The sequence below is a fragment of the Rhodococcus sp. 105337 genome (assembly GCF_012844225.1).
Lineage (GTDB): Bacteria > Actinomycetota > Actinomycetes > Mycobacteriales > Mycobacteriaceae > Rhodococcus.
This window is the reverse complement of the sequence record NZ_JABAGQ010000001.1, coordinates 20,599-34,568: the sequence shown is the minus strand read 5'-3', so window position 1 is coordinate 34,568 and position 13,970 is coordinate 20,599. Positions and strand designations below refer to the sequence as shown.

Sequence of the window (13,970 nt, the reverse complement as noted above, 5' to 3'; positions counted from 1 at the left end):
CCCCGACCCAGCAAGGACCCGCTATGACGTCTCTGCTCGAACCCCCCGTCACCAGCACGCCGGCTGCACCGGCTCCCTCCCTCCCGCCCGCGGTCGGTCGACTCGTCGACCAGTTCGAGAAGGGCCTCGACGCTCCGATCTGCCTGACGTGGGAACTGACCTACGCCTGCAACCTCTCGTGTGTGCACTGCCTGTCCTCGTCGGGCAAGCGCGACCCGCGTGAGCTGTCCACGGAACAGTGCAAGGCCATCATCGACGAACTGCAACGCATGCAGGTGTTCTACGTCAACATCGGTGGCGGTGAGCCCACCGTGCGCTCGGACTTCTGGGAACTCGTCGACTACGCCACCGAGCACCAGGTCGGCGTGAAGTTCTCCACCAACGGCGTGCGCATCGACAAGAAGGTCGCGGCGCGGCTGGCAGCGTCCGACTACGTGGACGTGCAGATCTCCCTCGACGGCGCGACCGCCGAGGTCAACGATGCCGTACGCGGCCCCGGTTCCTTCGCGATGGCTGTGCGCGCTCTCGAGAACCTGTCCGAGGCGGGCTTCCGCGACGCGAAGATCTCCGTCGTGGTCACGCGCCACAACGTCGGTCAGCTCGACGACTTCAAGGCGCTCGCCGACCGTTACGACGCGACACTGCGCATCACCCGGCTGCGTCCGTCGGGCCGCGCCGTGGACGTCTGGGACGACCTGCACCCCACCCACGACCAGCAGCGGCAACTCTACGACTGGCTCGTCGCACACGGCGAAGGCGTCCTGACCGGCGACTCGTTCTTCCACCTGTCCGCCTTCGGCGGCGACAGCGGCGGCGGGGCTCTGCCCGGCCTGAACCTCTGTGGTGCGGGCCGTGTCGTGTGCCTGATCGATCCGATCGGTGACGTCTACGCGTGCCCGTTCGCGATCCACGAGAACTTCCACGCCGGGAACATCCTCACCGACGGCGGTTTCGCCGAGGTGTGGAAGAACTCCGACCTGTTCCGGGAACTGCGCGAACCGCAGTCCGCCGGCGCGTGCGCCTCGTGCAACTTCTACGACTCGTGCCGCGGCGGCTGCATGGCGGCGAAGTTCTTCACCGGCCTTCCGATGGACGGACCCGACCCGGAATGTGTTCAGGGATACGGACAGTCGGCCCTCGAGGCCGAACGGACGGTGCCGCAGTCGAGCGTGGACCACTCGCGTACCGGCAAGCGGGCCGAGCGTCGCACCCCGGCAGCACCGGTGCCACTCACGCTGCTCGCCAAGCCGCCTGCCAAATTCTGCGACGAGAACCCTCTCGCAGGCCTGTAGATCTCGAGGAGAGAAGTTCACGATGGCCAAGTTCTCGTGGCTGAAGAATCCCTGGAAGCAGAGCGACTGGTTCGAAACGGTCGCCGTGGCGCAGGAGCGTGCACGCAAGCGGCTGCCGAAGTCGGTGTACGGCGCGCTCGTGGCGGGGTCCGAAGCCGGCATCACCGTCGACGACAATCTCGCGGCGTTCCGCGAGCTCGGTTTCGCCCCGCACGTCGCAGGACTGTCGGAGAAGCGCGACATGGGCACCAGGGTCATGGGACAGGACGTGGCCATGCCCGTCCTCATCTCGCCGACCGGTGTCCAGGCCGTCCACCCGGACGGCGAGGTAGCCGTCGCCCGCGCGGCCGCCGCACGGGGAATCGCGATGGGTCTCAGCTCGTTCGCGAGCAAATCCATCGAGGATGTGGCCGCGGCCAACGACAAGACCTTCTTCCAGATGTACTGGGTCGGCAGCCGCGACGTGCTCGTCCAGCGCATGGAACGCGCCCGCGCGGCCGGTGCCAAGGGTCTCATCATGACCCTGGACTGGTCCTTCTCCAACGGCCGCGACTGGGGGAGTCCCGCTATCCCCGAGCGGATGAGCCTGGACGCGATGGTGAAGTTCGCACCCGAGGGCATCATCCGGCCCAAGTGGCTTCTGGACTGGGCCCGCACCGGCGGCGTCCCGGACCTCACCACCCCGAATCTCACCCCGCCCGGCGGTGACACGCCGACGTTCTTCGGCGCGTACGGCGAGTGGATGAGCACCCCGCTGCCCACCTGGGAAGACGTGGCGTGGCTGCGTGAACAGTGGGGCGACGCCCCGTTCATGCTCAAGGGCGTCATGCGCGTCGACGACGCCAAGCGCGCCGTCGACGCCGGCGTCACGGCGATCTCGGTGTCGAACCACGGCGGCAACAACCTCGACGGCACCCCGGCCCCCATCCGCGCGCTCCCGGCTATCGCGGAGGCGGTCGGCAACGACATCGAGGTGCTGCTCGACGGTGGCATCCGGCGCGGCAGCGACGTCGTCAAGGCCGTTGCGCTCGGTGCCGACGCCGTCATGATCGGCCGCGCCTACCTGTGGGGTCTCGCGGCCAACGGCCAGGCGGGTGTCGAGAACGTCCTCGACATCCTCGGCGGCGGAATAGGTTCCGCCCTCTTGGGCCTCGGCCGTGATTCGATCCACGACCTCACACCCGGTGACGTCGTCGTCCCGCCCGGATTCCGTCGCGATCTGGGAGTCGAGTAGCTCCTACCGGTATGAGCTTTGCCCTCACCGATCCGATCACCCTCGCCGGCCGCACTGCGCCGTCGAGGGTGATCTTCGGTCCGCACGAGACCAATCTCGCTGCGGGCCGGCGTTTCTCGGGTCGCCACCGCGCGTACTACGAGCGTCGGGCCCGCGGCGGTGCGGGCATCGTGATCACCGAAGTGGCGTCGGTTCTCGCCGGCGACCGTCCCTACGAACGGGCCCCTCTCGCAGCCGAATCAGGGGAAGGCTGGGCGGATATCGTCTCGGCGTGCCGACCGCACGGCGCACTCGTCCTGGCCGGACTCGGGCACTGCGGACTCCAGGGCTCCAGCGCCTGGACCCGAGCGCCGCTGTGGGCCCCGTCGCGCGTACCCGACCCCGCGACCCGTGAACTCCCGGCAGAGATGACTCCCGGCGACATCGAATCCGTGATCGCCGGATTCCGTGCTGCGGCGGCCGTCGCGGTCGATGCCGACGCCGACGGCGTCGAACTCGATGCCGGACCGACCGCCCTGCTCCGGCAGTTCCTGTCCGCCCTGACGAACCACCGCACCGACCGATTCGGCTCCGACCGGACACGTCTCCTCCGGGAGGTGATCGCCGCCGTGCGCGCCGAACTCGGACCCGGCCGGGTCGTGGCGCTGCGCCTGAGTTGCGACGAGAACGCCCCGTGGGCCGGCCTCACGCCGGACGTCGCCGTCGGCTACGCGCGGGAATTCGCACCCTCGCTCGACTTGCTCACCGTCGTCCGTGGGGGCTTGTTCACGCCGGAAACGTACCGGCCCGACGCGCACACGCCGGCGGACTTCAACCGAGACCTGTGCAACCAGGTCCGCGCGGCCGTCACGGGCACCGTGCCGGTGGTGTTGCAGGGCAGCGTCGTCCACCCTTCGTCCGCGCGGCACGCTCTCGATCGGGGGGTGTGCGATGCGGTGGAGATGACCCGTGCGCAGATCGCCGACCCCGACCTCGTCGACTCGATCCGCGACCACCGCGATCCGCGGCCGTGTGTGCGCTGCAACCAGGCGTGCCCCGTGCGCGACTTCCGCAATCCGGAAGTCGGATGTATCGCCAACCCGGAGGCGGGTCAGGAAGATCGTCCGGCAGCCCCTGCGGCGACCGCTGCGCGTGACGTGCTCGTCGTCGGCGGGGGGCCTGCCGGGCTGGAAGCGGCACGCGGTCTCGCGGGACGTGGCCACCGTGTGACCGTCGCGGAGCGCACCGATCGCGTCGGAGGGATGCTGCACACCGCGGCACGCGGCACGGGTGCTCCCGACTTCGGACTGCTTGCGCACTGGCTCGAGGACCGCTGCCGGGACCTCGGTGTCGTCGTCCGCACCGGCGTCACCGTCACCTCGGACGACCTCGACGCCGCGATGGGGGCCGGCACCACGGTGGTGCTGGCCACCGGCAGCCGCCCCCGCCCACCCGGATTCCCGGTCCACCGGGGTGGCCGCTACGTCACGGCCGCGTATGCCCTCGACCACCCGGACACGGTCCCCGATGATGTCGTCGTCTGGGATCCGGCAGGCGGCCGGCTCGGTGTCGCGGTCGCGGAGCACCTCGTTGCGCCGGGGCGCGCGGTCCACTACGCCACGCCGGACCCCATACCGGGATCGAGGCTGGCGCCCACCGGCGATCTGGTCGCGGCGAACGTCCGGTTGCAGCGTGCGGGCGTGCGGCGGCACCTCGGCGTCGGGGTGCGCGCGGTCGACTCGTCGGGGGTGCGTCTCGTCCATCGAGTAACGGAATCCGAGGTCACCGTGCGTGCGGCCGCACTCGTGGACTGCTCAGTGGGACTGCCGGATGACAGATCGCGCCGTCCGGGGCTGGATGAGATCGGTGACTGCATCGCTCCTCGGACGGTGCGGGACGCGATCCGGGAGGGGCACCGTCTCGCCTCGGAACTGTAACCTGTTGCATAGACCGATCTGGAAGGATCTCCATGGGCGAGTTCGACGGCAAGGTTGTCTTCATCACCGGTATCGCGCGAGGCCAAGGACGTAACCACGCCCTGAGGTTCGCCCGGGAGGGAGCGTCGATCATCGGTATCGACGTCGCGAAGCCGGTATCGGAGTACATCACCTACGAGCAGGCGACCGAAGACGACTTCCGCGAGACCGTCCGACTCGTCGAGGAGGCCGGGGGCAAGATCGTCGCTCGCATCGCCGACGTCCGCGACAGTGCCGCCCTGCGGGCTGCGGTGGACGAGGGTGTCGCGCAGTTCGGACGGCTCGATGTCGTTGTCGCGAACGCCGGCATCTGCAGTTGGAACCGATTCTGGGAAATGCCCGACGAGCAGTTCGAAGAACTCGTCGACATCAACCTCACGGGCGTGTTCAAGACGTTGAAGGCGGCGGCGCCCGCCATGATCGAAGCCGGGAACGGCGGTTCGATCATCGTCGTCAGTTCCGTCGCCGGACTGAAGGCGATGCCCGGACAGGCACATTACGGCGCTGCCAAGTTCGGTCTCGTCGGCATCACCCAGGCTGCTGCGAAAGAACTGGGCGAGTTCAACATCCGCGTCAATTCGATCCACCCCTACGGCGTGAAGACCCCGATGGGCACCGATCAGGGATCGCTGAAGATGTTCGAGCGCTTCCCGGCCTGGCTGCCCAACTTCGCACCCATCCTCACCGAGAAGCCGATCGCCGATCCCGACGACACGTCCGACGCGGTGCTGTTCCTCGCGAGCGATCGTGCGAAGACGATCACGGGCAGCCAGATGGCCCTCGACCAGGGCAACTCCAAGGTCTAGCCGGTGCCGCGCAACACGGCCGGTCCCGATCCCGCGGACAGCCTCAGGATCGGTCCGGCCACGTTGCGCAACCGGATCATTTTCCCGGCCCACCTGACGAACTTCGCGGTGGACGGGGAGATCACCGACCAGCACATCGCGTATTACACGGCGCGGGCACGCGGCGGGGCAGCGATGATCGTCACCGAGGAACACACGGTGCATCGCTCGGATCGGCCGTACGAGAAGCTGATACGGGGCTGGGATCCCGCGGTGCTACCCGGGTACCGCCGCCTCACCGACGCAGTGCACGCGCACGGCACACGAATCCTGGCTCAGCTCAACCACAACGGTGCACAAGGAAGCTCCATGTACACGGGCCGGCCGCTGTGGGCACCGGGACCGGAACCCGACGCGTTGTTCCGGGAAGTGCCCGTGGCGATCGGTGGCGACGAGATCGCCGAACTGATCGCCGGCTACGCGGCGGTCGCGCGGCGGTGTGCCGACGGCGGATTCGACGGTGTCGAGATCCAGTGCTCGCAGGCGTCGATCCTGCGCGCCTTCCTCGCACCGGGGACCAACCGCCGCACCGACCGCTACGGTGGCGATCCGACCGGTCGTGCCCGGTTGCTCCTCGAGGTCGTGGCCGCGGTCAGGTCCGTGCTGGGGCACGAGTACATCGTGGGGGTGCGTCTGAGCGGCCACGACGGCACCGCCGGCGGGATCGGCATCGACGATGCGGTGCAGGTCGCGCGCATGCTGGATGCGACGGATGCCGTCGACTACCTCAGCACGTCGGTCGGTGTGGCCACCGAAACGCTCCATCTCGTCGAAGCGCCGATGTCCACGCCGCACGGATACTCCTTGTTCGTGCCCGCTGCGTTCCGCGCGGTTGTGTCGCTACCCGTTGTGGGCGTCGGACGGTTCACGACACCCGGCCAGGTCCGCTCCGCGCTGGCAGAGGGGGTCTGCGACCTCGTCGGTGCGGTGCGGGCACAGATCGCCGACCCCGACTTCGCGGGGAAGACTCTCGGTGGACGCGACGCGGAGGTGCGGCCGTGTATCGGTTGCAACCAGGAATGCATCGGGCGGGTCGGTCTGGGCCGGTGGATCGGGTGCACGGTGAACCCGCGCGCGGGCCGCGAATCCACGCCCCTGCCTGCGCCGCGGATGCCGGGCCGCCGGGTGCTCGTGGTCGGTGGTGGACCGGCCGGACTACAGGCTGCCGCTACGTCCGCTCGTCGCGGGCACTCCGTGACGCTGTGTGAGCGAGAGCCGTGGACGGGTGGGCAGATTCGCGCCGCGGCGACCGCACCGCACCGCGGCGAACTGGCAGGGATGGTGACGAGCCTCGAGGCGGAATGCGCTCGGGCCGGTGTCGAGATCAGGACCGGATTCGAGGTCGATGCCGACTTCGTCCGCGCCTACCGGCCCGACGCCGTGATCGTGGCGACAGGTGCCCGGCCTCAGCGGCCGGTCTGGGCCGGAGACTCCGCGAAGGTCGTGGACGTCCGCGACGTGCTCGAGGGTCGCGGCGATCCGGAGGGGAGGGTGCTCGTGGTCGACGATCTGGGTTTTCATCAGGCGACGTCGGTGGCCGAACTTCTCGCCGGACGTGGCTGCACCGTGACGGTGTGCACCGGCGGCATGATCGTCGGACAGGATCTCGGCCTCACCCTCGATATGGACGGATGGACGCGTCGCGCCCATGCTGCGGGGATCATGCAGATCACCGACGTGATGGTCACGGGAGTCGTGGACGCCGACGACGCGACGGTCGTGTCGCTCGTCGATCACCGGACCGGCACGGCCCGGCCCTTCGTGGCCGACGCCGTGGTGGTCGTCGCCCATCAGGAACCCGTGGACGAACTCTGGAAACAACTGTGCGACAGCAGCATTCCTGTGTTCCGCGTCGGCGACGCGGTGACCCCGCGCCGTGCGCACAACGCGATCCTCGAGGGGGATGCCGCAGCGATCGCGGTGTGACACCGCGTCCGAGTGTGCGGTGCCTACGAACCGAGTTCGCGTCGCATCGCAACGCGTGGACGGTAGTCGAGTCCCAGCTCCGTTTCGTGTGCGCGAATCCGGCGCAGCCCCGGGGTGAGTTCTCCGTCGCCGAGAATGCGGAAGCCGAGGCGTTCGTAATAGGGCGCGTTCCAGGGAACGTCGCGGTAGGTCGTGAGCGTCACGGCGTTGTACCCGTGATCGCGAGCCCACCCGGCGGCGTGGGCGAGCAGGTCGCGACCGACGCCGCGCCGAGCGTGACCGGGATGCACCGAGACCTGCTCGATGTGGAGCGCGTCGTCGACCGGTTCGGCGATCAGGTACGCCACCGGCGCACCGCCTTCGTCGAACGCCACCCAGTTCCGGCCCGCGGCGAGATAACGGTGCAATTCCGCGACCGTCGGCGGGGCGTCGTCCGCGACGAAGGTCATGCCCAGTTCGGCGAACTGTTCGCCCGCCGCCCGTTCGATGTCCTGGAGCAACGGTAGTTCTGCCTCCGCCGCGAGCCGGATGCGAGGCAATCCCTTGGCGAAGTACAGCGAAGACTCCGAGTCGGCCCAGACGCCGAACCGCTCGTGCATCGGGGCGTACCCGGCTGCGGTGTACATCGCGATGGCTTCCGGTTGCGCAGTGCCGGTTTCGAGCACCATCCGGCGACGTCCCGCGTCCGCTGCGGTTCGCTCCAGCGCGTCGAGCAGGCGCCGCGCGATTCCGCGTCGCCGCGAATCCGCACGCACGTACATCCTCTTGATCTCCGCGTCGCCGTCGCGCAGACCGGGATGCCCCGCGTCGTACGCGCGCCAGCCCCCGATGCCCAGCGGCGCAGTTCCGGAATGTGCGAGCAGGAACAGCCCGCGTGGGGGTGCGAACTGTTCCGGATGAAGTTCGGTGTGGTCGGGCCCGCCGTAGCGACGCACGTACTCGAGTTGAACCTCGTCGATGAGGGCCTGCACGTCCGGGTCGTCCAAGGGACGAGGTTCGATCTGCACCAGACGAGAGTACGTGCCGGCCGTGGCGCGACCGGCGCCGATCCTCCCGCCTGTCCCTCGGGCCCACGATCCTCCGACGGGACTCGCCCGGCGGACAACCGGATAAACACACTCGGCGGTATTGCTGGGCATTTGCGGGAGATGTTTATCGAATCGTTGCATGGGCACCCACTGGTGATGCACAAGAACATATTCATCCCGGCCCTGACCGATCAGCAGCGTGACAAGCTCGACACTCTTTCGAACGCCGACGAACTCCGGTTCCACGGCCTTCTGGATTACGAGTCACTGGTCGAGCCCGAGACCTATGTGTTCCGAGACCTGCTCGACCGGGCACGCCGCGAACTCGACGAGTTCGACGGCAGCGTGGACGGGATCGTCGCGCACTGGGATTTCCCGACGAGCGTGCTCGCTCCGATTCTCGCCGCCGAACGGGGCCTGCCCGCGCCGACACTCCGCAGTATTCTCCAGTGCGAGCACAAGGCGTGGAGCCGAATCGAGCAGCGGAAGAGCATTCCCGAATGTGTCCCGGGCTTCGCGGTTTTCGATCCTTTCGACGACAACGCGCTCGATTCGATCGACCTTTCCTTCCCGTTCTGGGTCAAGCCGATCAAGTCCCACTCGTCGCAACTCGGATTCGAGATCAACAGCGCCGAGGAGTTCGCCGCTGCACTCGAGCAGATCCGTGCCGAGATCGGCCGGGTCGGGGACGCGTTCGACGAAGTGCTGTCCCTGGTGGAACTGCCGCCCGAACTCGAAGGAGTCGGCGGCAACATGTGCCTCGCCGAAGACATCATCACGGGTATCCAGGTCGCGCCCGAAGGCACGATGTTCAACGGCGAGTACCGCATTCACGGCTTCTTCGACATGCGTAAGGATGCGGCAGGGCACAGCTTCGACAGGCTCGACTACCCGGCACAGTCGGTCCCCGAGGATGTGCAGCAAAGCATGATCGATCTGACGGAGCGGTACCTGCGTCACGTCGGTTTCGACAACGGTTGCTTCAACACGGAGTTCATGTGGGACGAGAAGACGGGAAAGCTGTCGCTCATCGAGGTCAACACCCGCATCTCGCAGTCGCACAGTGACCTTTTCGTCAAGGTCGACGGAACGTCGAACCACGAGGTGGCGATCGATATCGCGCTCGGCGTGGAACCGCGCATCGAACCGCGCAAGGGCAAGTTCCGCCACGCGGCTCAGTGCCACGTCGGTTACTACTCCGACGGTATCGTGCGCAGCGTCCCCAGCGCCGACGATCTCGCCCGAGTCTGCGAGGAGATCCCGGATACGGTGGTGGACATCAAGGTTCGGGTAGGCGACCGGCTCTCCGAACTGCCCAACCAGGACGGCTACCGGACGGTCCTCGCGACCCTGTACATCGGTGCCGACGACGTGGGCGGGCTCGAGAAGTACTTCGATCGTGCGACCGAGTTGCTGCCGTTCGGGATCGACGAAATCTCCGACTAGGGCCTTCCTGCCTGCGACTTGTTCAACCGATCGACAGGAAGGTACTCGTGCAGACAGTGACATCCTTTCCCCACAGTGTTCGCGTCATCGAGAACACCTTCATCACGATGCCCGACGGCTGTCGGCTGTCGGCTCGCATCTGGCTTCCGGACGGAGCCGAGAGCAACCCGGTTCCCGCTGTGCTGGAATATATTCCGTATCGGCACCGGGATACCACCCGAGCGCGAGACGAGCTCAACCACCCGTACATCGCCGGCCACGGATACGCCTGTATCCGGGTGGACCTGCGCGGCAGCGGCAACTCCGACGGGGTACTCGAGGACGAGTACCTCCCTACCGAGCAGGACGATGCGTGCGCCGTGATCGAGTGGGCTGCGCAGCAACCCTGGTGCGACGGCAACGTCGGCATGATGGGTATCTCGTGGGGAGGCTTCAACAGCCTCCATGTTGCCGCGAAGCGGCCACCGGCACTCAAAGCGATCATCAGCGCGTCCGCCACCGACGATCTGTACGTCGACAACATGCACTACATGGGTGGATGCCTGCTGTCGGACAACCTGTCCGAAGCCACCGTGATGTTCGCCTTCAACAGCATGGCGCCGGACCCGGCGATCGTCGGCGACCGGTGGCGCGAGATGTGGCACGAACGATTGCAGGGCAGCGGACTGTGGGTCGAGAAGTGGCTCGAGCATCAACATCGGGACGACTACTGGAAGCGTGCCTCCGTCAACGAGAACTACGCGGACGTGCAATGTCCCGTGTTCGCGGTGGGCGGCTGGGCCGACGGTTACACCAACGCGATCTTCCGGCTGATGGAGAACCTCGACGTCCCTCGTAAGGGACTCATCGGACCGTGGGGTCACAAGTACCCGCACCAGGGAGTGCCCGGTCCGGAGATCGGGTTCCTGCAGGAGGTCGTCCGGTGGTGGGACTACTGGCTCAAGGGGATCGACAACGGCATCATGGACGAACCCATGCTCCGCATGTGGAAGCAGGGCAGCGTCCCGCCGCACCCGCGCTACCCCGAGCGGCCGGGTACATGGATCTCCGAGCCGTCGTGGCCCGCGCCGGGCATCGAGAGCCGCGAGTACTCGCTCACGCGCTTCGGACTGGACCAGGACGCCGATCCGGACGCCGTGGAGCGCCGGGACCTGGCGGTGTGTTCACCGCTGAGCCTGGGGATGGCGGGTGGCAAGTGGGCCTCGTACGCGGCCACTCCCGACCTGCCCTCCGATCAGCGGGAAGAGGACGGCGGCGCACTCGTTTTCGAAACCGAAGCCCTCGACGAACCGCTCGACGTGGTCGGCCTGCCGAAGCTCGATCTCGAGATCAGTGCCGACAAGCCGGTGGCGATGGTCGCGGCCAGGCTCAGCGATGTCGCTCCGGACGGCCAGGCGACGCGAGTGACCTACGGTCTGCTGAACCTCACGCATCGTGACGGCAGCGCGGACCCGCAGCCGCTCGAACCGGGGCGAAAGTATCGCGTGCGCGTCAAGCTCAACGGGATGGCGCAGGAGTTCCCGGCAGGCCATCGCATCCGCTTGTCGTTGTCCACCTCGTACTTTCCGCTGGTGTGGCCGGCGCCCGAACTCGCGACCCTCACGGTGACCACCGGCGAAAGTCGTCTGAGCCTGCCCGTGCGTCCGCGACGCGACGCCGAGGACTCGGCGCTACCCGCATTCGGTGAGCCCGAAGGTGCGGAATCCTCCGCCGTCACACGGGTCGAGCCGGGCGAACACCACTGGCGGACTTCGCGCGATCTCGAAACCGGCGTGACCACACTCGAGATCAAGGACGACCAGGGAGAACTCTTCGTCGAAGACACCGGCACCACGATGCGGAGCGCAACGACCGAGTGGTTCAGCTTCCAGGGGAACGACGTGGAGTCGGCGCGCGGCGAGACCCAGACCGTGCGCTATCTCGGTCGAGGGGACTGGCAGACGGAGGTGCGGACCCGGACGGTGCTGACATCGACACCGGACGAGTTCGTGATCACAGCACAGTTGGATGCGTACGAGTCCGACGAGATCCACGGCAAGCGGCGCGTCTACTCCGAGAACTGGAATCGGGAAATACCTCGCTTGCTGGTGTGACACCACGCGCTCGCGGTGCGGGCTGTCCGACGCACTAGCATCGGACCGGTGATACGGGATCTTGCCGGCGCCTATTGGACCCACGTCGAACCGGAGCGGTGGACCGTCGCGGTACCGGTGGGATCGCTCGAACAACACGGCCCGCATCTGCCCCTCGATACCGATACCCGGATCGCCACGGCCGTTGCCGAGGCACTTCCCGACGTCCTCGTGGCTCCGCCGCTCGCGTACGGCGCGAGCGGCGAGCACGAGGACTTTCCGGGAACAGTGTCCATCGGAGCAGAGGCGCTGCGCACCGTGTTCGTGGAGTACGGGCGCTCTATCTGCCGCTGGGCTTCCCGGGTGCTGTTCGTCAACGGGCACGGCGGAAACGCATATGCCCTGGCCGAAGCCGTGTCGCTGCTGCGCTACGAGGGGCGCGACGTGGCCTGGCTCCCGTGCGCGGTGCCGGGCGCCGACGCCCACGCGGGGGTGACTGAAACGAGTCTGATGTTGCACCTGTTCCCGAACGCGGTGGAGATGGCGAGCGCGGTTGCCGGGAACACAGATCCGATCTCCACTTTGATGCCACAACTGCGTGAAGCCGGTATGGTTTCGGTGTCGGCGAACGGGGTTCTCGGCGATCCCACCACCGCAACTGCAGCGCAGGGGGCCCGCTTGTTCGCACACCTGACGGAACGTGCAGCATCGCAGGTCGCTCGGTGGGAACCGGGCACGGAGGGGGGACTTCGGTGAGTCAGGCGACAACACCCGAACTGGCGCAGACTCCCGGTGGACGGCTACCCGACGGATTCGGGGTGCGCATCGATCCGCGGGTCCGGCGGTTCGCCGGCGGGCGCGTACTCATCGGAGGCTCGCCCACCCGGATGCTCAAACTGGCGCCCGCCGCCGCGGCGATGATCGACGGCGATCACCTCGAGGTCGTCGACTCCCGAACCGCGGTGGTCGCCCGGCGGCTGCTCGACTCCGGTGTCGGTAATCCGCGTCCCACGCGACTGCCCTCCACCGCGGACGTCACGGTGGTCGTTCCCGTCCGGAACAATGCGGCGGGAGTGCGGCGGTTGCTGCAAGCGCTTCCCGGCCTCGAGGTCATCGTGGTCGACGACGGCTCCGACATGCCGATCGACTGGCCGGACAACCCGCGGGTCCGCGTGGTCCGATTCGAGGCATCGCGCGGACCCTCCGCAGCACGAAACATCGGATTGCGGGAAGCACAAACAGAATTCGTGGCATTCCTCGACTCCGATGTCGTTCCGCGCATCGGGTGGCTCGAGGCGTCGCTCGGCCATTTCAGCGATCCGGCCGTGGCGCTCGTCGCGCCCCGCATCGTGGCTCTCGATCCCGACAACGGAGCGCTGGCACGCTACGAGCACGCCCGCTCGTCGTTGGACCTCGGCCGCCGGGAAGCCCCCGTTGTGGCAGGTAGCCCGGTGTCCTACGTCCCCAGCGCCGCCATGGTGGTCCGCCGCGAGGCACTTGCCGGGTGCGGGGGTTTCGACGAGTCGATGCACGTCGCGGAGGATGTCGACGTGTGCCGCCGCCTCCGGAGCGAGGGATGGCGACTCCGGTACGAACCGGTTGCGCGGGTTGCCCACGATCATCGTGTGAGTTTCCCGGAATGGTTCTCCCGCAAGGTCTTCTACGGAACCGGGGCGGCGCCGCTGGAAGCGAGACATCCCGGCACCGTGCCCCCGATGGCGATGTCCGTCTGGACCCTTCTCGCGTGCTCGGCCGTCGCCACGATGACCCGGTTCGGCGTCGTCGTCGCGGTACTGACCCAATTCGTCACGCTCGTGCGGTTGCGCCGCATGTTCGCCGAACTCGACCGGCCGACGCGCATCGCAGCGGTGCTGACCGGTCAGAGCTTCGCGGGCGGTATGTGGCAGGTCGCGTCCGCCGTCTGCCGGCACTACTGGCCGCTCACATTCGTTGCGGCGGTGCTGTCGTCGAAAGTGCGGCGCGCGGTGGTGGCTTTCGCTGTGGCAGAAGGCATGTGGGACTGGTATTCGCACCGCGAGGGCGGTGGCCTCGACCCGGTGCGGTACGTCTTCTTCAAGCGCCTCGACGACCTCGCCTACGGCGCCGGGCTCTGGAAAGGGGTCGTCGACGCCCGCGATCCCGCGGCGCTGATGCCCGATATCCGGTCCTGAC

At 67.7% G+C, this 13,970-nt stretch carries 10 protein-coding genes; 9 read left to right on the top strand and 1 reads right to left on the bottom strand.

Annotated elements, in window-relative coordinates:
- Window positions 1–23: 23 nt before the first annotated feature.
- From mftC to HF886_RS00090, 5 genes are read left to right on the top strand one after another with little or no spacing between them, the layout of a single operon-like run.
- Window positions 24–1,292 (top strand): mycofactocin radical SAM maturase, encoded by a 1,269-nt coding sequence (mftC, locus tag HF886_RS00110; protein ID WP_169651236.1) that lies wholly within the window; start codon window positions 24–26, stop codon window positions 1,290–1,292.
- Between the two features lie 22 nt (window positions 1,293–1,314).
- Complete coding sequence (gene mftD / locus HF886_RS00105; RefSeq protein ID WP_169651235.1) at window positions 1,315–2,526, top strand: pre-mycofactocin synthase MftD; 1,212 nt, start codon at window positions 1,315–1,317, stop codon at window positions 2,524–2,526.
- An 11-nt stretch (window positions 2,527–2,537) separates the two neighbouring features.
- The gene (locus tag HF886_RS00100; protein WP_169651234.1) at window positions 2,538–4,442 is read left to right on the top strand and encodes a mycofactocin system FadH/OYE family oxidoreductase 1; all 1,905 of its coding nucleotides are present in this window, start codon (window positions 2,538–2,540) and stop codon (window positions 4,440–4,442) included.
- A 32-nt stretch (window positions 4,443–4,474) separates the two neighbouring features.
- A complete protein-coding gene (locus HF886_RS00095) occupies window positions 4,475–5,287 on the top strand; it encodes a mycofactocin-coupled SDR family oxidoreductase (RefSeq protein WP_169651233.1) in 813 nt (270 codons plus the stop codon).
- 3 nt (window positions 5,288–5,290) lie between these two features.
- Window positions 5,291–7,252 carry a mycofactocin system FadH/OYE family oxidoreductase 2 gene (locus tag HF886_RS00090; RefSeq protein ID WP_169651232.1) on the top strand — a complete coding sequence of 654 codons (1,962 nt, stop codon included), beginning with the start codon at window positions 5,291–5,293 and terminating at the stop codon, window positions 7,250–7,252.
- A 23-nt stretch (window positions 7,253–7,275) separates the two neighbouring features.
- On the opposite strand, the gene HF886_RS00085 is transcribed toward HF886_RS00090, so the two are convergent.
- Window positions 7,276–8,259, bottom strand: coding sequence for a GNAT family N-acetyltransferase (locus tag HF886_RS00085; protein ID WP_169651231.1), 984 nt, complete (start codon window positions 8,257–8,259; stop codon window positions 7,276–7,278).
- Between the two features lie 177 nt (window positions 8,260–8,436).
- Between HF886_RS00085 and HF886_RS00080 the strand changes: the two genes are divergently transcribed.
- Genes HF886_RS00080 through mftF form a run of 4 tightly spaced genes read left to right on the top strand, consistent with a single transcriptional unit; the run spans window position 8,437 to window position 13,969 of the window.
- The gene (locus HF886_RS00080; protein ID WP_169651230.1) at window positions 8,437–9,726 is read left to right on the top strand and encodes an ATP-grasp domain-containing protein; all 1,290 of its coding nucleotides are present in this window, start codon (window positions 8,437–8,439) and stop codon (window positions 9,724–9,726) included.
- Between the two features lie 47 nt (window positions 9,727–9,773).
- The gene (locus HF886_RS00075; protein WP_169651229.1) at window positions 9,774–11,819 is read left to right on the top strand and encodes a CocE/NonD family hydrolase; all 2,046 of its coding nucleotides are present in this window, start codon (window positions 9,774–9,776) and stop codon (window positions 11,817–11,819) included.
- Between the two features lie 48 nt (window positions 11,820–11,867).
- A complete protein-coding gene (gene mftE / locus HF886_RS00070; RefSeq protein WP_346765263.1) occupies window positions 11,868–12,554 on the top strand; it encodes a mycofactocin biosynthesis peptidyl-dipeptidase MftE in 687 nt (228 codons plus the stop codon).
- Window positions 12,551–13,969 carry a mycofactocin biosynthesis glycosyltransferase MftF gene (gene mftF, locus HF886_RS00065; protein WP_296550402.1) on the top strand — a complete coding sequence of 473 codons (1,419 nt, stop codon included), beginning with the start codon at window positions 12,551–12,553 and terminating at the stop codon, window positions 13,967–13,969. Before mftE ends, mftF begins: the two co-directional genes overlap by 4 nt.
- Window position 13,970: the final 1 nt, after the last annotated feature.